14 protein-coding genes are annotated in these 18,675 nt (G+C 62.8%); 9 read left to right on the forward strand and 5 right to left on the reverse strand.

Annotation, left to right across the window (positions count from 1 at the left end; genetic code table 11):
• Nucleotides 1–140 precede the first annotated feature (140 nt).
• Nucleotides 141–2,039: a transporter gene (locus tag KGR00_RS03370; protein ID WP_224424142.1), complete on the reverse strand. Its 1,899-nt coding sequence runs from the start codon at nt 2,037–2,039 to the stop codon at nt 141–143.
• Nucleotides 2,032–3,414 (reverse strand): glutamate decarboxylase, encoded by a 1,383-nt coding sequence (locus tag KGR00_RS03375; protein ID WP_224424143.1) that lies wholly within the window; start codon nt 3,412–3,414, stop codon nt 2,032–2,034. Before KGR00_RS03375 ends, KGR00_RS03370 begins: the two co-directional genes overlap by 8 nt.
• A 378-nt stretch (nt 3,415–3,792) precedes the next feature.
• Between KGR00_RS03375 and KGR00_RS03380 the strand changes: the two genes are divergently transcribed.
• The 4 genes from KGR00_RS03380 to KGR00_RS03400 all read left to right on the forward strand — a co-directional run bounded on the left by KGR00_RS03380 (nt 3,793) and on the right by KGR00_RS03400 (nt 10,439).
• Nucleotides 3,793–4,743: an IS481 family transposase gene (locus KGR00_RS03380; RefSeq protein ID WP_224424144.1), complete on the forward strand. Its 951-nt coding sequence runs from the start codon at nt 3,793–3,795 to the stop codon at nt 4,741–4,743.
• Between the two features lie 915 nt (nt 4,744–5,658).
• Nucleotides 5,659–7,101: a 3'(2'),5'-bisphosphate nucleotidase CysQ gene (gene cysQ, locus KGR00_RS22480; RefSeq protein ID WP_343232823.1), complete on the forward strand. Its 1,443-nt coding sequence runs from the start codon at nt 5,659–5,661 to the stop codon at nt 7,099–7,101.
• A 324-nt stretch (nt 7,102–7,425) separates the two neighbouring features.
• On the forward strand, nt 7,426–8,901 hold the full coding sequence (locus KGR00_RS03395) for an undecaprenyl-phosphate glucose phosphotransferase (protein WP_343232824.1): 1,476 nt from the start codon (nt 7,426–7,428) through the stop codon (nt 8,899–8,901).
• A 350-nt stretch (nt 8,902–9,251) separates the two neighbouring features.
• Nucleotides 9,252–10,439 (forward strand): O-antigen ligase family protein, encoded by a 1,188-nt coding sequence (locus KGR00_RS03400; RefSeq protein WP_224424145.1) that lies wholly within the window; start codon nt 9,252–9,254, stop codon nt 10,437–10,439.
• Between the two features lie 11 nt (nt 10,440–10,450).
• Here KGR00_RS03400 and KGR00_RS03405 read toward each other — a convergent pair whose 3' ends face one another.
• The 3 genes from KGR00_RS03405 to KGR00_RS03415 form a co-directional block, all read right to left on the reverse strand.
• A complete protein-coding gene (locus KGR00_RS03405; protein WP_224424146.1) occupies nt 10,451–11,746 on the reverse strand; it encodes a PIG-L family deacetylase in 1,296 nt (431 codons plus the stop codon).
• A gap of 187 nt (nt 11,747–11,933) precedes the next feature.
• Nucleotides 11,934–13,043, reverse strand: coding sequence for a glycosyltransferase (locus KGR00_RS03410; RefSeq protein WP_224424147.1), 1,110 nt, complete (start codon nt 13,041–13,043; stop codon nt 11,934–11,936).
• Nucleotides 13,044–13,251: 208 nt separating this feature from the next.
• Nucleotides 13,252–14,001, reverse strand: coding sequence for a YdcF family protein (locus KGR00_RS03415; RefSeq protein ID WP_224424148.1), 750 nt, complete (start codon nt 13,999–14,001; stop codon nt 13,252–13,254).
• Nucleotides 14,002–14,144: 143 nt separating this feature from the next.
• On the opposite strand from KGR00_RS03415, the gene KGR00_RS03420 reads away from it, so the two are divergent.
• The 5 genes from KGR00_RS03420 to KGR00_RS03440 all read left to right on the forward strand — a co-directional run.
• Nucleotides 14,145–14,411 carry a DUF6506 family protein gene (locus tag KGR00_RS03420; RefSeq protein ID WP_224424149.1) on the forward strand — a complete coding sequence of 89 codons (267 nt, stop codon included), beginning with the start codon at nt 14,145–14,147 and terminating at the stop codon, nt 14,409–14,411.
• Between the two features lie 367 nt (nt 14,412–14,778).
• The gene (locus KGR00_RS03425; protein WP_129139182.1) at nt 14,779–15,570 is read left to right on the forward strand and encodes a FadR/GntR family transcriptional regulator; all 792 of its coding nucleotides are present in this window, start codon (nt 14,779–14,781) and stop codon (nt 15,568–15,570) included.
• On the forward strand, nt 15,567–16,652 hold the full coding sequence (locus tag KGR00_RS03430) for a TRAP transporter substrate-binding protein (RefSeq protein WP_224424150.1): 1,086 nt from the start codon (nt 15,567–15,569) through the stop codon (nt 16,650–16,652). The genes KGR00_RS03425 and KGR00_RS03430 overlap by 4 nt, the downstream gene beginning before the upstream one ends.
• 98 nt (nt 16,653–16,750) lie before the next feature.
• Nucleotides 16,751–17,395, forward strand: coding sequence for a TRAP transporter small permease subunit (locus tag KGR00_RS03435; RefSeq protein WP_224424151.1), 645 nt, complete (start codon nt 16,751–16,753; stop codon nt 17,393–17,395).
• Nucleotides 17,395–18,675, forward strand: a 1,281-nt coding sequence (locus KGR00_RS03440) for a TRAP transporter large permease subunit (protein WP_224424152.1), incomplete at its 3' end; no start/stop codon positions are given. The genes KGR00_RS03435 and KGR00_RS03440, both read left to right, overlap by 1 nt.

Consider the following 18,675-nt stretch of genomic DNA (forward strand, 5'->3'; position numbering starts at 1 on the left):
ATGGCGGTCACTTCCGCCAGTGTGGTGAATCCGGGGCGAGTCCGCTTCTTCACGGGACCACACTCCCGGCGGGCCCGAATGAACAGCGGGACAGGTGCTGACCCGGGTTTCGCTTCATCATTCGGGCCCTTGTCGACAGGCTATGAGAACAGCATCGAAAAGTAGCCTCCGATCAATGCCAGTACCGTCGTCAACGCATAACTGACCGGATAAGGCACGGCAGCCACCGAACTCCCCGACTCTTCGATGATCGCATTCAAGCCCGGCGTACTGTTTCGAGCCCCCGTGGCGGCACCATCGGCAATGATCGAGTTGAGACCAAAGAACTTGAAGCCTATCCAGAAGGCGATGAGAGGGGGGACGAGCGCGCCCAGCGTACCGATCAATGCCAACCACACCAGGGTATCGCCGCCCAGCGCGGAAATGACCTTGGGACCCACATTCGCAGACAGCACCACGACGAACGCATTCAAGCCAAAGTCCTGAAGAAAGCTTCGCGCCCCTTCATGAACCGGACCACCGAACTCGGGGTTGCGGCTTCGGAAATAACTCACGCCGACCCCGGCGAGAATGCAGCCTGCTGACGTGCCCAGGGAAAAGGGGATCCCCGAGATCGTGACGCTGGCAATGCCAACCAGATAGCCTGCCAACATGGCCAGCGCCAGATAAAGCACCTCGGATTTCATGGTCGGCAGGATCGCGCGTCCCCCCAGCTTCCCCGCCGCGGCCTTGATGGCTGCATCGGGCCCGGTCAAACGCAATACGTCGCCAAAGGAAACGGCACTATCAGGCCCGAGCGGCAATTCGTTGCCGGCCCGGAAAAGCGCCTGTACGACAACGCCTCGCAGTCCATGGCTTTCCAGCTCCTGAAGGGTCTTCCCGGAGACGGCGTGAGAACCGACATGCACATCAGCCACTTCTAGAGGGAGGTTCCGGGCAAGCGCTTCATCGGACTCGGGCCCTATCAACTCGCCGTCCTCGAAGATGAGGTCGTGTACATTCTCGCGAACCGTGACAATGTCATTCATGGCAAGCACGAGATCACCGGACAACTCGAGAACCTCATGGTTTCTCACGACCCGCAATATCGGCACTTGCGGGTAGTCGTTGGCCAACTGGGCAAGACTACGGTCGATGAGCTTTTCGTGGGTCACGCGAAAGGCGCGCAGGTCATAGGGCGAAAATCCCATGACTAGTGCGCCAGGTGCCCCGGGGACGGGGTGTGTCGCCCCGCCACTGTAGTCGGCTTCGGCCAGTTTCGCGTCCGCCTTGGCATCGCGACCGAAAATCCGTGGCAGATATCGGATTAGCAGAATGATTCCGACACTCGATAGTACATAGCTAATGGCATAGGCGGCGGCCATGTTGGCGCCGACCTCTTCCACCGTCATTCCTGAAGGGGGCGTATAAGCGCCGCTCGACAAGGCGCTCTGACCGACGCCGAGAATCGCCGTGATGGTATAGCTTCCCGAGATCAGGCCGGTCGCATAGCCAGGTGCCAATCCCGCCCAGTCGGCGCCGAAATAGCAGATGACCCAATTCAGCGCCCAAACAATGACGCCGATACCAATAAAGGCGATGCCCCCCTTGCGCAGTCCAGAAAAGAACTGAGGTCCCACTTTCAAGCCCAGGGCATACATGAATAACAAGAGCATGAAGGAGGACAATACGCCAGGAATGGCGTAGGTGATCCCGAAGAAGGCTTGCGCCATCATCGAGATGATGACGCCAACCAGCAGTGAGCCGGCTGTCGAGCCAAGCGAAACGCCCTTGATGTTGACCTTTCCGATCAAGTTGCCCAGCGCCAATGCGAGCAGGATGAACGCAATTGGCTGGTTTCCGAGTAGCTCGAAGAAGCCATGCAGCCCGGTTTCTGTAACGGGTTCTATGCGGTCGAAGATTTGGCCAATGACGCGCTCACCGCCATGGGTCGCGCCATCCTGAGCGATGGCGGGGCCGGCAAACAATAGGGCCAGCAAGCCCGAGTAATGCAGCCCGCCAGCTGACATCGACTGAAAACCGCGACGTGTCTCAGCCATGATGGAACCCCGGTTTGGCCGTCGAATGCGGTACGGGGTTCTCCGATAGATGCTTGATGGCACGCTTGATGTCTTCGATCAGTAACAGTACCAGGTCGCGACTCACGCCATGCCGAACCAGGATACGCTGTACGACGGTTTTCTCACGGTTGGAAGGCAACGGATAAGAGGCGATTTGCCATCCCCGCATCCGAAGCCGCTCGGAAAGGTCATAGAGGTTGAATCCATGATCAGCGTCGGTCAACTTGTAGGCCACCGCTGGCAGCCCGCCATGACCGTCGTAAACCATGTCGAACGGCCCAATCTTCGGCAACGCCTTGCCGAGCCACTGAGCCGTATCGGCACAGGCCTGCTGGATATCCGTGTAACCATCACGACCCAGGCGCAGGAAGTTGTAGTACTGGGCGATGATCTCGCCTCCCGGGCGGGAGAAGTTGAGTGCAAAGGTCGGCATGTTGCCGCCGAGATAGTCGACATAGAAGATCAAGTCGTCGGGGAGGTCTTCTTTTGACGCCCAGACGATCCAGCCCACCCCCAGCGGCGCTAGTCCGTACTTGTGGCCCGAGGCATTGATGGAACGCACTCGTTGAATCTGAAAATCCCACACCAGGTCGCGCTGGATGAACGGGGCGATGAAACCGCCGGAGGCGGCATCGACGTGGATCGGAATGTCCAACCCCAGGTCGCGCTCGATAGAATCGAGCTCTCTGGCCAGGGCCTCCACGGGTTCATAGATACCCGTAAACGTTACCCCCAGCGTTGCAACGACCCCTATCGTGTTCTCATCGCAGTACTTGCGAAGATCCGAAGGCTGTAATCCCAGGGCATCCCCTTCCAGAGGGACTTCTCTGATTTCGACATCGAAGTATCGCGCAAATTTTTTCCAGCAAATCTGCACGGGGCCAGTCACGATATTGGGCTTGCTGGTGTCTTTCCCCTCGGCTTCACGGCGTTGGCGCCATTTCCATTTCAAGGCAAGCCCGCCGAGCATGGCCGCTTCGCTGGATCCTGTCGTCGAGCAGCCGATCGTTTCCCAGGACTTCTGTGCATGCCACAAATCGGCAAGAATATGCACACAGCGATTCTCGATCTCGGCCGTCTGGGGATACTCGTCCTTGTCGATCATGTTTTTATCGACGGCATCCGCCATCAACTGCTTGACCTCGTCCTCCACCCAGGTGGTACAGAAAGTCGCAAGGTTCTGGCGTGCATTACCGTCAAGCAAAAGTTCGTCACGAACGAGAGAGTAGGCCGCGTGAGGCTCTGTTCGGCCCTGCGGTAGACGAAGCTTGGGCAGGCTGGCTTCCGAGGCATCGGTCGTGTAGATATCACGGATGCTGGACTGATCATCGGCGTCGACATGGTGAATGGGCATGATGTAATCCTCGCGGTGAGTGAAAGATACACAAACGACCGCGCACCGATGTTTCCATCAGGCCCTTCATTGTTCAGTCTCGGGATTGGTACGGAAAGTTGGCGAGTGCAGGCCGTTTCCGTACAAACCTAAACCGCGTTAGCGAGACAGAAACCCGTGCCAGACCAGGAGTCCTAGGGTTTGTAAGAAAAGTCGGCGAGCGAAGGCAAGACAAGGCAAAAATTGGCGAAAAAAGCGGAGTTTACGGGGTGTAAATGAGCATTTTGAGCCAATTTTTAACGCCGTATTGCCGAGCGCAGACAGTTTTCGTACAGAGCCTAGCTGTGCGGTCCCGCGGAGTAATGGTCTATCTTACGAGCCACTATCGGAGGAGGACCCATGGCTCAGATTCTTCATCAACGCGCCACGACCACGCACGCCATCCGAGCAGAGATACAGCGATCGACGGATTCGGTCGCGGTGTTGAGCCGTCGCTACGGCATCAACCCCAAGACGGTTCGCAAGTGGCGCAACCGGGATACCGTCGAAGACACCCGGATGGGCCCCAAGGCGGTCCGTTCCACCTCACTGACGCCGCTGGAAGAAGCGGCAGCCGTCACCTTCCGGCAGAAGACCTTGCTGCCCCTCGATGACTGTCTGCATGCCCTGCAACGAGAGATCCCTTCGCTGACCCGATCGAGCCTGCACCGCCTTTACCAGCGCCACGGCATCAGTCAATTACCCAGAGCTGGCGGCCCAAAGCGCGAGAGAAAGACATTCAAGCGTTACCCGATTGGCTACCTGCACATCGACATCAGTGAAATACGCACCGGCGAGGGCAAGGCCTATCTGTTCGTCGCTGTGGACCGGACCTCCAAGTTCGTCCATGCCCAGCTATACCGGAAGATGACGAGACAGATCGCCGCTGACTTCCTCGAAGATACGCTGAGAGCGCTGCCTTACCGCGCCCACACCGTGCTGACGGATAACGGGGTACAGTTCGCGAAGAAAGCCGGGACAGAAGCCTACAAACCCCATGTCTTCGACGCCGTTTGTTATCGCCACGGCATCGAGCACCGGCTGACGAAACCCTTCCACCCCTGGACCAACGGGCAGGTGGAACGCATGAACCGCACCATCAAGGAGGCAACGACCCGAGCTTTCCATTACACCTCGCTGGATCAGCTACAATCCCACCTGACTGATTACCTATGGGCCTATAACAGTGCTCGGCCACTCAGGGCGCTGAGGGGCAAGACACCGATTGCATTTATTCTGGAGCAATGGCAGAAAGAGCCCGAACGGTTCCATGACAACCCGAACCACTACTTCTCGGGACCAAACACCTAGCATTGAGCATTGCCAGGCCGCACTAAGCATCCTCGGTCAGCCATCGAGAACCTATCGTTCTCGGTGTGCGCATGTGGTCCACTGACAGGTTAACATTTGTCGACTAATGATTGGTAGGGTAATGGCCGATTTCTCCTGGCCAGCCGATATGGCCACTTCGTCGAGACGTCACTCAGAGACGGCCCATGACCAGGCAAGCGCGACACCAGCGGTGGAAAAGGCTCTTGCCGCGGCTCTCGCGACTGCAAGGACGAGGCCTCGATGCTGGGCGGCCGTATCGGCAACTGTGACGCTGCCCGGCTTGGTCTCAAACCCCGTTTCGATGTCCTTTGCAGGATGAGCCGATATGTTCAAAAGTATGTCGCTTGGGTGGGGAAATGATTAGGGGAGCCATACCTTCAAACCGTGACGACTGAATTGTCGCAGATACAAGACGGATTTTTGTCCATGGTCACAAATTTCAACGGCGTTGTGCTAGAGCCTTTCAGGACTCGGTAATAGACTGACTCGAACCTCTCGGCAGGTTACTCGTTGTTTCCTGCCGAGACATGTCGTTAACGGAAGTGGCGGCAGGGTGTCAGTCGGGTCTTGGGAATTCACCCGGAACAATCCCCGGGCGGTAGCGTGCTTTCAAGAGGTCTCTATGGAATCACTGCATAAATGCCTGCACGAGCGAATGACTGCGTTACGCGGTACTCGAAAGCTCGCCTAACCTCATGTTATGTCTCGCTTTCTGCGTTCCGGGCGCCTTGTCCTTCATCTCGTTCGGCGATTTATTCAGCGTTTCCCTATGGATCTGCTGGTCATCGCCATTTCAGACCTCAAGCTATGGGCAGAGCCGCCGATGGGAAAGGTGAGTGATTTGACGCTGATGGCATGTAAGGGGCCTCCTTGACCGATTTCGTTCCCCCAGAGATGTGTGATCATTTGCTCGAGGCCGTTCGTGAGGCGGGGCAGCGCGTGCTGGCCATCTACGAGCGCGACTTCGACGTCGACACCAAGGCCGATGACAGCCCGCTGACCGAGGCCGACATGACCGCGCATCATGCGCTGACCGACTGCCTCTCGCGGCTCACGCCCGATTGGCCGGTACTCTCCGAGGAGTCCGGCAAGATCCCCTATGCCGAGCGCCGCCAGTGGACGCGTTACTGGTTGGTCGATCCGCTGGACGGCACCAAGGAGTTCATCAAGCGCAACGGCGAGTTCACCCTCAACGTTGCGCTCGTCGAGAAGGGCGTGCCGGTGTTCGGTATCGTTCATGCGCCGGTCCTCGAGACCACCTGGTGGGGGCAGCAGGGCGCCGGCGCCTGGAAGCAGGTCGGCGCTTCCGACCCTGAGTCGATTCGTGTGCGCCCGCTACCGGACCCGGCGCGGGAAGCCTGGCAGATCGTGGGCAGTCGCTCTCACGGTAGCGCGGCGTTCGAGGCCTTCTGCACGCGGTTGCCGGCCCACGAACGGGTCTCGATGGGCAGCTCGATCAAGCTGTGCCGGGTGGCGGAAGGCGAGGCCGATCTCTACCCGCGCCTCGCCCCCACCTGCGAATGGGACACTGCCGCCGCTCAGGCCGTGGTGACCGCGGCCGGTGGCCTGGTGCTCGATGTCGATACGCTCGAGCCGTTGCGCTGTAACCAGCAGGAGAGCCTGCTGAATCCCTTCTTCATCGTCTGCGGCCAGCGCGATGTGCGGTGGGAAGTGGCGCTACGCGAGTGTCTGGCCATCGGCGTCGGCGAAGACGCGGCGTCTGCCACGTATGAAACGCCTCGTGAGGTTCGAGATCACGGCAGCAACGCGGATGTGACCTGGAATGTCACCAGCGTGACACCGGCGATGCGTGCGCAGCTCAAGGGCCACGCCGGCAAGTGCATCTGGTTCACCGGGTTGTCCGGCTCCGGCAAGTCAACGCTGGCCAATGCGCTGGAAGTCGAACTCAACCGTCGCGGTTATCACACCATGCTGCTGGACGGCGACAATATCCGCCACGGTCTGTGCAAGGATCTGGGCATGGGCGAGGCGGACCGCACCGAGAACATCCGCCGGCTGGGGGAGATCGCCAAGCTGTTCGCGGATGCCGGCATTGTCGTCATCACCGCCTTCATCTCGCCGTTTCGATCGGACCGCGACGCGGCACGCCAACGGTTCCCGGCGGGGGATTTCGTCGAGGTCCACGTCAGTACGCCGCTGGACGTCTGCGAAAAGCGTGACCCCAAGGGGCTCTACGCAAAGGCACGCCAGGGCCGGATCAAGGATTTCACCGGCATCAACAGCCCCTATGAGCCGCCCGAGGCGGCTGAACTGGTGATCGATACCACCGTTTACTCGCCGCAGGACATCATCGACCAACTGCTGAACGCCATTTGAAGCGGCGGTTTTCCCGGCACGGGCTCTCGCTCGTGCCTTCTGCCCCGTATACGTCATGCTGTGCCTGCCCGCTCGAAGGCTGCACGGTGCACCAGAGTCAGAGGCGCCACCCTGCATTGCCCGCACAGGCCGGGCGATCCATGCAGTCCCTGTTGTCCGAGCCTCCCATTCGTCATCGCCATGACGTGCCGTGACCTGTGATCCGGGCGTCGGCGGCCGTTGCCTTCGTGCTTTCCCTGATCGTCCGCCCCGTTCTCCCGGTGGTCGCCCCGCTCCAGCAACGAGTTTGTGAATCGCTTCAGGCGCGATAAGATCATGTCGGCCATGGCTGACGATACCGTGAGCGCGCTGAACGTCAGGAACGAGGAGACCGTGGCGTCGCTGCAACTTGCCGTATTTCCTGATGTCCGGTTGTCTATGAACCACAGTTCCATCGCGTTTTCCGAGCGTTACCCCGCCAAGCTGATCGTACCCGTGGTGGATGTCCTGGCCCTGGCCGTCGCCGGACTGCTGGCCTTCCGGTTGCGCTTCGGGTTCTTCGATATTCACGACCGCTATGTGCTGGCCATCATCGTCATGGCGTTGCTGGTCATCCTGTTGAACATCATGCAGGGCGCCTACACGCGCTGGCGCATCACCCGCGTTTCGACGCTACTGGGGCGGCTGTGCGTTGTCTGGGCCACCGTGGCGATCCTGGCGACGTCGCTCATCTTTTTCGCGCATGCCGCGGATCGCTACTCACGCTTATGGGTCAGCTATACGCTGGTCATATCATTCGTCATGGCGGGCGGTCTGCGCTTGGTCGCCCAGTTGTTGCTGCGCCATGCGCGACGACAGGGGCTCGCCCGGCGCTCGGTCTTTCTCGTCGGACCCGGTCAGCAACTGGTGCGAGTCGCTCGGGGGATGCGTTCGACACCGGCGGAGGGGTACTCCATCGCCGGAATCGAGCGCCTTGCGGGTACCCTTGCGCCGGAGCGCATCGAGCGGCTGTGCCAGCGAGTCGTGCACAGCGGCGCTCGAGAGGTCTGGATCTGCGTCCCCCTGGAGATGGGCAGCGTCGTGCGCGGTATTCTCTACGGCTTGCGCAACCAGATGGCAGAAGTCCGCTTCATCCCCGATTTTCAGGACATGCAGTTGCTCAATCATCGGGTGAGTGAAGTGGCCGGTCAGTTCGCGATCGATCTCAGCGTCACGCCCATGACGGAGACGGCGCGCTTTTTCAAGCGTGTCGAGGACATCGTTCTGGGAACCCTGTTCCTGCTGCTGTCGTTGCCCGTGTGTGCCGTTATCGCCCTTGTTCTCAAATGGCAGTGTCCCGGGCCCATCGTGTTCAAGCAGTATCGTACCGGGGTCAACGGCAAGCGGTTCAAGGTCTACAAGTTCCGCTCCATGGAGGTGCATGACGAGCCGAGCGGGCGGGTGACGCAGGCATGTCGTGGCGACCCGCGAGTAACCCGCCTGGGCGCCTTCCTGCGTCGCACGTCACTGGACGAATTGCCGCAATTCTACAACGTGCTTCAAGGCCGGATGTCGATCGTCGGGCCAAGGCCCCACGCCCTTGCGCACAACGACCACTACAAGGAGTTGATCGAATCCTACATGAAACGGCACAAGGTGAAGCCCGGGATTACCGGCTGGGCTCAGGTCAATGGTTTTCGTGGTGTGACGGATACGATCGACAAGATGGAAAGGCGGGTCGAGCATGATCTCTGGTATATCGATAACTGGTCGCTATGGCTGGATCTGCGCATTATCGCGCTGACCATCATCAAGGGCTTCAAGGGGCCTAACGCCTTTTGAAGCCGACCGTTTAGGAAGCGCTGAACAAATAGGCGAGCGGGACGAAGCGCAAGGCGCCCGGAGCACAGGAACCGCAGCATATGGGGTATATGTGAGGATTCCGAGCACCGCGCAACGCAGCGATTCACCCGCGCAGGCATTTGTGCAGTGTTTCCTTTACACTCCGACTCCGCTGGAAGCTCGAAGACTATGAAGGATCTCGTTTCGTGATCGATTGGCGACGGCAACTATGGCATCAACCGCAATTCTGGCGTTGTCCTCGAGGGGTGTGGTGGGCCGGTGTCGGTGTCCTGCTTCTGTATGGCACCTTTCAGGTGTTGTGGCCGCAAGTCGGGAGTATCGGTGAGTCGTTGACGGCCCTGCTGGGGCTGGTATGCGTGCTCGTCTATGGCAAGGGAATTCGGAATTCGGCGGCATTGTGGCTGCTGCTCGCGGTCATAGCCGTGCAGGTCATCGCCTGGACGTTCGGCTATTTTCATCATCCGCAATGGGTGAAGAGCAATCCGCAGGTCGATCGGCTCGCCAAACTCTTCATCTTCATCGCCGTGGCCTGGTGGCTGGGCGGAAGTACCCGCAACACGCTAGTGCTATGGGGCCTGGCGCTGATCGGGTATCTGATGGCGTCATTCGTGCTGCCCGGACCGGATGAGTGGTTGAGGGGGCTGCAGGGGCAACGTATCGGTTTCGGGATTCGTAACAACCAGCACGGTTCCATGCTGTTCGGGGTGGCATTACTCGGGACCGTCATCTTCTCGCGACGCTTCATGGCGCCGGAAGACCGCTGGATCGTCTGGCGCATCGCCGTGTGGAGCGTGGTGTTCGCCATTTGTACCACGGCCGTGGCCATCGGGCAGACGCGCGCCATCTGGCTGGCACTGGTCGTCGCCTTGCCGGTGGCGGGTATCATCATGCTGCTGTGGGCAGGCTACCGCGGCATGGGGCGTCGTCTGCTCAAGCCGGTGATGGCGGGGCTGGTGGCGGGGCTGGTTCTGGCCCTCGTGGCCGGCTGGCTGTTCGGCGGCGTGCTGGTCGAGCGTATCACCACCGAGTCTTCCGTCATCGAACAGCTCATGGCCGGCAATATCCAGGACGTGCCGTATTCGAGCATCGGCATCCGGATCCATAGTTGGGTCGCCGCCTTTCAGTGGATCGCCGAGCGTCCGCTGGTCGGTTGGGGCGGAGGAGGGCGCAGCCTGGTGATCGAGCACACCCCCTGGCTGCCGGATGTCGTCAAGCAGCATTTCGGTCACTTGCACAACTTCTTCATCGAAATCTGGGTGGCTTACGGCCTGCTGGGGGTAGCGGCCATCGCCGCCCTGGCCGTCTGGATCGGCAGGGCGACCTGGCTGGCCTGGCGCGGCGGTGCCATGCCCAACGATGTCGCGCTGTTCGGCGCGACCTTCTTCGTCTATTGGATCATCGTCAATCAGTTCGAGTCCTACGACTCGTTCTGGACCGGGGTCTATGTCCACAATCTAGTCGTCGGCGGCCTGGTGACCCATTACTGGCGGTGGCGCTACGGCGAGCGCCGGGCCTGATACGAGAAGACTCAGTCCGCCGGCCCGGCGTCCTCGCCGCTTGCCAGGGCGCTCACGAAGGCCGCCCCCGAGACCTCGATGAAGGGTTCCTGACAGCGGACATGGCTGCGGAAGTAGTCGTGATCGCCGTAGCGCTTGCCCCGCGTGCCCCTGATGGTCTCGGCGATCAAGCGCTTGAGGCGTTTCTCGGGGCTCGTCCGGGTGCGCAGGTCGTGCATGGTGTCCAGACTGACGGCTTTCTCGCGCTGGACCTCCGCGTCGATGACCTCGCTGTAAAAGCGCCACCCGCCGAAGGCCGACTGCGGGTAATGGCCGGGCCAGATCGAGGCGCCGGCATGGGCGGGGCCGGGCGGAAATCCCCGGTGGCCTCGCAGGTGATTGGCGTAGAGCAGGACGCGGCGGGGCGTGTGTCCCGCCCGCCGCAGACCCAGCGCACAGGCGCGAGCCGCGGCGATGTGATCCCGGTGCGGGTCGACTTCGGGATGAGTCACCACCAGCGTGGCGGGGCGGATGGCGTCGACGAGAAAGGCCAGGTCGGCAACCAGGCCGGCGCCGTCGTTGGCCGCCTCGGCGTCGGTCGGCAGGGCCATTCGATTCCAGCACCGGAAGTCGCTCGGGCGGAGCGACGATTCCGGGGACGCGGCGTCGGCTGTCCCGTCTGCGGTCAGTGCGGCAAGGGTGTCGTTGAAATAGCCCAGCATGACCAGGCGCTCCGGCGGGATGCCGGCAAGCATCGGGGTCGTGGCGCTGTTCCAGGCGCGAATCCACCCCTTGCGACGTTGCGCCGCTTCCGGGGCCGTGTCCAGGGCGGGCCAGTATTGCTTGTCCAGTCGCTTGAGTGTTTCCCCGGCGCTGAGGGTGACGATCCAGGTCCGCTCGGCGTTGCGGCGATAGAGCCCGTACCCCGCCAGTTCGGCGTCATCGGGATGCGGGGCGACGAACAGCACGGGGCCGTCATCGAGCTCGGCGCGGGAAAACCCGTGCAGCGTGCCCTGGCTGGCGAGCGAGCAGTGCAATGGATGCACGACCAGGCCGTGCCAGACGTCGATCCCGGTCAGGTTGAGCCAGCGCCGCCCCTGCTCGCCGTTTTCCAGATAATGCGTCACCAGGTGCCGGCCCCCCGCATGGATGTCGATGCGCGGCTGGCGCGGGCCGCGGTGGGCGCGATAGTCGATCTGCCACAGCCAGTTCCAGTGTCGCGGGGAGTCCGGGGGCGTTTCGGCCAGGCTCAATTCGCCGCCGACGGCATGGGTCGTGGTCAGGCTGATGTCAGGGTCGAGCGGGTAGTCGTCGTCGCGGGTTTGCACGGGTCACGCTCATCGGGTTGGCGGTCAATGAAAACTCGGCTCACTGGGGTTTGTACGAAAAGTCGGCGAGCGAAGGCAAGACAAGGCAAAAATTGGCGAAGAAGCGGAGTTTACGGGGGTGTAAATGAGCATTTTGAGCCGATTTTTAACGCCGTATTGCCGAGCGCAGACAGTTTTCGTATAGAGCCTAGGAGGAAAGCAGGGCCAGGAGGTCTTGGGCGATGCCGCGCTCGTCGAAACGTGCGGCCCACTCGGGATCGACCGTGACGGGGTGCTCCAGGGCCTCGCGCATCTTGTCGGCCAGCGATTCCACGCTGGGCCGGGCAATGAGTCGTGTCTGCGCCGCCGGCAGCACCTCGCGGATACCGCCGGGGGCGTCCGTCACGACGCACTGGGTCCCCAGGGCGAGCGATTCGATGAGCACCAGGCCCAGGCCTTCGACCTTGGAACTCAACACGAAGGCGCGGGCGTTGGCCATCCAGGGGTAGGGATTCGTCTGCTGGCCCAGGAAGTGCACACGCTCGGCAACGCCCAGCTCCCGGGCCAGTTGCTCCAGCGACTGACGCTTGTCGCCATCGCCGATGATGACCAGCTCCACGGGCAGGTCGGCACGGGCGAAGGCCTGTAGCAGCAGGGCCTGGTTCTTGACCGACGAGAGCCGGCCCACGTGGACGAAGTAGGGCGTCGTCGGCAGCGGCGTGGCGGGCGTTTCCTCGCTCAGGGCCGCGAGCGATTGCAGGGGGACGGCATTGGGGATGACCGTCACCCGCTGGGGCCTGACATGGTGTCGTTCCAGGCGCTTGGCCAGCAGGTCGGCGATACCTCGCGAGACCGCGATGACGCGCTTGTTTTCGTAGAGCTTGCGATAGAGCCAGCGCGCCAGCCGGTGGTTGCCGGGACCGCCGACCGGGCCCTCCACCACCTGCCAGCAGCGGGGGTCGTGGTAGTTCCAGAGTAGCTCGAAGGCGCCCTGGCCACGGATCAGGATCAAGTCGAAGGCGCCGTGGCGACTCTCTAGAGCCTGCACGTGGCGCTTGAAGCGCCGGCTGACCGACCATCCCGGCCAGATGAAGCCGGTGCCCGGCAACGCGGGTTTCAACACCAGCCGAGCCAGCAGATGATAGGCCAGCCCCGTGGGGGTCTGCCTTGCCTGACGCTCGAAATCGACGAGATGCACCTGGGTTCCGGCGGGTGGCGTGAGTTCCGGCCGTCCCTTGAGAACCAGGAGGTGAACGTCATGCCCTTCTTGCAACAAGCCGCGCGCCAGGCTCAACGCCGCCTTCTGGATGCCCCCCATGTTGAGACGTCGGACGACGATGAGTATCCGTCTTTTGGGAGGGGCTGGCGCGTTCATGGACTCGATAATCCGTTGATAGAGTAAGTGCGCTCCGACGGGGCCTCGCGCTGGACCGGAGGCTCGCGATGACACGGCGCGGCAAGACCCGTGTCGGGCAGCGGGTGAGGGTAACCATTATTGGCGGGCGGGTCACTATCGAGACGGCGCGCTACAGCCACCGGCGCAACCCGTAGACCAACCGCCCCAACCATTCATGCAGCGCGCGCGTGCTCTGGCGCAGGTAGTAGGCCCGGGGCACGAAGGCCAGCGGGCCGAGGTGGGGCTTGCCGGCGAACTCCGTGGGGGCGGGGATCGCTTCCAGCCCGGCGTGCTCGAAGGCGGCGACGGCACGCGGCAGGTGCCAGGCCTGGCTGACCAGCAGCACGCGCTGAATACCCGTGCCCTGGAGGACGCGGGCCGTTTCACTGGCGTTCTCGGCGGTGTTGCGGCTCTGCGTCTCGAGCCAGGTGGGGCGGATATCGAACACCTGACGCATCGCCCTGGCCATCAATTGCGATTCGGCCAGGGGTTCGTCATGGACCCGTCCGCCGCTGAGCAGTATCGGCAGGTCGTACTGCCGGGTCAGGAACACCCCGTAGGCTAGCCGGCGCCAGGTGGTATTGGAGGGCGCGTCGCCCCAGCCGAATTCCGGCGAGTGGTAGTTGCGCCCCCCGCCCAGGATCACGATCGCCTGACCGCGTCTGGCCTCGGCTGCCGTGAGCGGCGGGTAGATCTCCAGGCCGTGACGCAGCCAATAGCTGACCAGCGGCGTCGAGATCACCAGCAATGACACCAGGCCGCCGATCACCAGGGTCAGGCCCAGCCCACGCGAGCTGCGCCATATCGCGAACCCCGCCAGCATCAGCAGGACGTTGCCCACGGGCGGCAGGACGAGATATTGCAGGTAACTCGGCGACATCGGGCGACGTCCTTGTATCGGGATCTCGCAGGCGATAGTAGCGCCGATCATCCGGTGGCGCTCAAGGAAAAGGTGGTCCGGCTTCCCGTCGGCCTCACCAGGCGCTACGCTGCAGATACGAATCGACACACGGAAGCTCGATAATGGCTCGCTCGCATCTGGCCTTTCTCGTTCTGGTGCCCTCGTCGGGCAATACCTCGCTGACCAGCCAGGGGGGCAAGGATTACACGCTCAGCCTGGGGACGGTCGACAGCATCGACGCCGCGGCGCGCCTGGCCAGGGAGCTGGCGGAGCAGGGCGTTGAGGCGATCGAACTCAGTGCGAGTTTCGGCGATGCCGGGGTGGCGCGAATTCGCGAGGCCGTGGGGCCCTCGGTCAAGGTGGGGCGGGTACACTACGAGACCCCCTGAGCGCCTGGGTCGGACGCGCTCCCGACGGCGGTGCCTGTTTCATCGCGAACAAGTTCGCTCCCACGCCCCGGTCCGGTTTCGGTGATGTTGGTGGGAGGGAACTCGTTCCCGACGGCGGAGCCTGTTCATCGCGAATACTTTCGTTCCCTTCGTTCCCCTCGCCGTCCCGATCCCGGACGCCGTTCTGGCTATCCGCCTTTCTTTCTTCTTCCCCCTTCTTTCTTCTCTCTTCCCTCTTCTTTCTTCGCTCTCTTATCCCCCTCCCGCCTGGTGTATGACCAAAGTCTAAAGGCATTTTGTCCGTTCTTGCTCGATCCTATGTCCGACATAGCCCGGTTCGGGTCTTACAAGGCAACGCGGAACTGCCATGAGCCAAGCTTCTCCCCAGACAGGGCGCGCGCCGCGTCCCGACATCGCCGAATACCTCGCCGAGGCCATCTTCAGCGGCCGGTACGCGCCGGGGGATTTCGTGCCCAAGGAGCTGGATCTCTGCGAGCAGTTCGGCGTCAGCCGCAGCACGGTGCGCAGTGCCCTGCAGACCCTGGTCGCCGCCGGGCTGCTCAAGCGTATCTCGGGGCAGGGCACGCGCGTGCGGGTGCTGCAGGAATGGCACCTGCTCGATCCGCAGGTCAGCGCCTGGATGGCGCGCTTCGCGCAGCCCAATCCGCGCATCCAGCGCGAGATCTTTGCCTTTCGCGTCGCCGTGGAGCCCTTCGTCGCCCGGCTTGCCGCCGAGAACGCCACGGCCGCCGACCTGCTGGCGATCGAGACGGCCTACGAAGGAATGATTCGTGCCCTCGAGCACGACGACCTATGTTGGCAAGGGCGGACCCACGACGAGTATGACGTGGCGTTCCACGAGGCCGTCTTCGATGCCTCGCACAACCTGGTCTGGGCGCAGATCAGCCATGTGCTCAAGCCGGCCATCGCGTTGCTGGTCGAGCGCTCCAATCACAGCGCCGACGAACTCAACGACAGCATGGAGCGCCATCGCCGTGTCATGGAGGCGATACGCCTGCGTCAGCCCGATCAGGCCGCCCAGGCGGCACTGGCGGTCCTCGACCGCACCGGGCGGGATCTCGGCCTTCCCGGCCTGACCCGCCAACTTCCCGTTCTTGAACCGCATACAACAAGTGACCCAGAGGAAACCCAGTCATGATCTCACGCACTCCGCTCAAGGTACTGACCGCCGCGATCCTCGCGACCACCGCGCTCAGCGCCCAGGCCGCCGAGTACGATTGGACCTTCCAGACGTCCGAGACCGCCGGTGAGCCGCAGTTCGACATGAAGAAACAGTGGGCCCAGAACGTCGAGACCATGTCCGACGGCCGGATCCATATCGAGATCCTGCCGACGGGCGCCGTGGTGCCGCCCAACCAGACCCTGCAGGCGGTCAAGGCCGGCATCCTTCAGGGCCACCTGACCGACCCCAGCTACTTCTCCGGCGAGAACCCGGCGTTCGGCATGATCGGTAACCTGGTGGGCGCCTGGAGCGACCCCTACAACTTCCTCGACTACATGAACAACGGCGGCGGCGAGGAGATCTACAACGAGCTGGCCGAGCCCTATGGCGTGCACCTGATCGGTGCCGCCGCGACCGGTCTCGAGTCGCTGCCCTCCACCCGCCCGATCAAGACCGTCGATGACCTCAAGGGGCTCAAGCTGCGTACTCCTGAAGGCATGGTCTCCAACGTCTTCAAGCGTGCGGGCGCCACGCCGGTCAACCTGCCGGGCTCCGAGGTCTACACCTCGCTGCAGAAGGGCGTGATCGACGCCGCCGACTACACGGTGTTCGCCACCAACCAGTCGCAGGGTCTGCACGAGTTCGCCAAGTACCCGAACTACCCGGGCTTCCACTCGCTGCCGATGGTCGCCGTGTCCCTCAACAAGGAGATCTGGGACGGCCTGCCGGACGATCTCAAGGCGATCCTCACGACCTCCGTCGACGCCATGGCCTACCAGATGGTCGGTCAGCTCAAGACCCGCGATCTCAAGGCGGTTCGCGAAGCGCGCCAGGATCCCGATATCCACATCATCAACATGTCCGACGAAGAGCGCGCCAAGTTCCGCGCCATCGCGCAGAAGGAGTGGAAGGACTGGTCGGACAAGAACGACGTCACCCAGGAGTTCTACAAGTCCGTCGTGAGCTACCTCCAGGACCATAACCTGCTCAAGGCAGAGGACGAGTCCGGTGCCGACGACGCGGCGTCCGCCGAGAAGACGTCCAGCGACCAGTCCTGATCGAGCGGTCGGCGGACCGCACGACGAACGGCGGGGCCTGCGGGCCTCGTCGCTCGTCATGACGGCCGCCATCGCTTCCCGTGTGCCGAGGAAATCCCATGTCTTCCCAATCCCGTAACGACGATCAAAAAGCGGCGCCGGGTGCCGCCGCGCCGGGCGACGACGAACTGGCCCCGGCGACCAGCGGCGCGCCGGAGCCGGCCAAGGACCCGGTGCGCAGCACCTTCGACCGCGGCGTGGTGGCCTGCGCCCGCGTCGCCGCCTGGCTGGTGGCGATCTCGATGGCGATCAGCGTCTTCGAGGTGATCATGCGCTACGGCTTCAACTCGCCGACCTCCTGGGTCCACGAGACCACCGTGATGCTGGTCGCGGTGACCTTCGCGCTGGGCGGCCCGGCGGCGCTGGCCAGCAACCGCCACATCCGCGTGCGGGTGCTCTACGACAGCGCCGGCCCGCGGCTGCGACTGTGGCTCGACCGCTTCAACGACCTGGTCACCTTCGGCTTCTGCCTGGCGATGAGCTACGCCGCCTACACCATGTTCTGGGAGTCCTCCCACAACCCGCTCGGCGAGTGGTCGCTGGAGCGCTCCGGGACCGCCTGGAACCCGCCGTTCCCGGCACTGATCAAGGGCATCATCATGGTCGCGCTGATGATCATGTGCATTCAGGCGTTCATCCACCTGATCCAGTCGCTGCGCGGCAAGCCGGCCCCCGTGGCCGCCGACACGGAAGGAACCGCGTAATGAGTATCGCCGACGGAACCCTGTTGATGGTCGGGGCGATCTTCGCCCTGCTGGTCACCGGCCTGCCGCTGGCCTTCATCACCGGCCTGGTGGCGCTGTGCTTCACCTTCGGCTGGTTCGGCCCCAACGCCCTGCCGCTGGTCACCACCCGGGTCTACGGCTTCGTCACCGAGTACTCGCTGGTGGCGGTGCCGATGTTCGTGCTGATGGCCTCGCTGCTCGACCGATCGGGGATCGCCAAGGACCTCTTCAACGCCATGCGTGTGTTCGCCGGGCGCCTGCCCGGCGGGGTGGCGATCCAGACCGTGGTGGTGGCGTTCTTCCTCGCCGCGCTGTCGGGCATCATCGGCGGCGAGATCGTGCTGCTGGGGATCCTCGCCCTGCCGCAGATGCTGCGCCTGGGCTACGACAAGCACCTGTCGATCGGCGTGGTGTGCGCCGGCGGCTCGCTGGGCACCATGATGCCGCCGTCGATCGTGCTGATCATCTACGGGCTGATCGCCAGCCAGTCGATCGCCGACCTGTTCACCGCGGCGATCACCCCGGCGCTGCTGCTGATGGGCAGCTACATCGCCTATGTGCTGGTGCGCTGTTTGAAGAACCCCAAGCTCGGCCCGCCGCTGACCGACGCCGACCGTGACGAGGGCTTCTCGAGCCGCGGCCAGGCGCTCAAGGCGATCGTCGTCCCGGGGCTGATCGCCTTCCTGGTGCTGGGCTCGATCTACGGCGGCGTGGCCTCGGTCACCGAAGCCGCGGCGATGGGCGTGTTCGGCGTGCTGCTGGCGGTGATCGGGCGCGGCGAGTTCTCGTTCAAGACGTTGCACGCGAGCCTCGGCCAGACGCTGATGACCTGCGGCATGATCATCTGGATCGGCATCGGCGCGGCGACCCTGGTCGGGGTCTACAACCTGATGGGTGGCAACCGCTTCATCTCGCAGCTGATCCTCGGCCTCGACGTGCCGCCGATCGCCATCCTGCTGGTGATGATGGCGATCCTGCTGGTGCTGGGGATGTTCCTCGACTGGATCGGCGTGGCGATGCTGACGCTGCCGATCTTCGTGCCGATCGTCGACCAGCTGGGCTACAGCCCGATCTGGTTCGGCATCCTGTTCGCGGTCAACATGCAGGTGTCGTTCCTGTCGCCGCCGTTCGGCCCGGCCGCCTTCTACCTGAAGGGGGTGGCGCCACCGAGCGTGAGTCTCAAGGACATCTTCGTCTCGCTGTTGCCGTTCATCGCCATCCAGCTGGTGGTGCTGTTCGCGCTGCTGTTCTTCCCCGAG

The sequence above is a fragment of the Modicisalibacter sp. MOD 31.J genome, assembly GCF_020147985.1.
In the GTDB taxonomy this organism is placed as follows: Bacteria; Pseudomonadota; Gammaproteobacteria; order Pseudomonadales; family Halomonadaceae; genus Modicisalibacter; species Modicisalibacter coralii.

Bases quoted from the DNA above. Each gene is read 5' to 3' on its own strand.
- KGR00_RS03370 (WP_224424142.1), bottom strand. From the start codon at position 2,039: ATGGCTGAGACACGTCGCGGTTTTCAGTCGATGTCAGCTGGCGGGCTG.
- KGR00_RS03375 (WP_224424143.1), bottom strand. From the start codon at position 3,414: ATGCCCATTCACCATGTCGACGCCGATGATCAGTCCAGCATCCGTGAT.
- KGR00_RS03380 (WP_224424144.1), top strand. From the start codon at position 3,793: ATGGCTCAGATTCTTCATCAACGCGCCACGACCACGCACGCCATCCGA.
- cysQ (WP_343232823.1), top strand. From the start codon at position 5,659: ATGTGTGATCATTTGCTCGAGGCCGTTCGTGAGGCGGGGCAGCGCGTG.
- KGR00_RS03395 (WP_343232824.1), top strand. From the start codon at position 7,426: ATGGCTGACGATACCGTGAGCGCGCTGAACGTCAGGAACGAGGAGACC.
- KGR00_RS03410 (WP_224424147.1), bottom strand. From the start codon at position 13,043: ATGGGGGGCATCCAGAAGGCGGCGTTGAGCCTGGCGCGCGGCTTGTTG.
- KGR00_RS03415 (WP_224424148.1), bottom strand. From the start codon at position 14,001: ATGTCGCCGAGTTACCTGCAATATCTCGTCCTGCCGCCCGTGGGCAAC.
- KGR00_RS03420 (WP_224424149.1), top strand. From the start codon at position 14,145: ATGGCTCGCTCGCATCTGGCCTTTCTCGTTCTGGTGCCCTCGTCGGGC.
- KGR00_RS03425 (WP_129139182.1), top strand. From the start codon at position 14,779: ATGAGCCAAGCTTCTCCCCAGACAGGGCGCGCGCCGCGTCCCGACATC.
- KGR00_RS03430 (WP_224424150.1), top strand. From the start codon at position 15,567: ATGATCTCACGCACTCCGCTCAAGGTACTGACCGCCGCGATCCTCGCG.
- KGR00_RS03435 (WP_224424151.1), top strand. From the start codon at position 16,751: ATGTCTTCCCAATCCCGTAACGACGATCAAAAAGCGGCGCCGGGTGCC.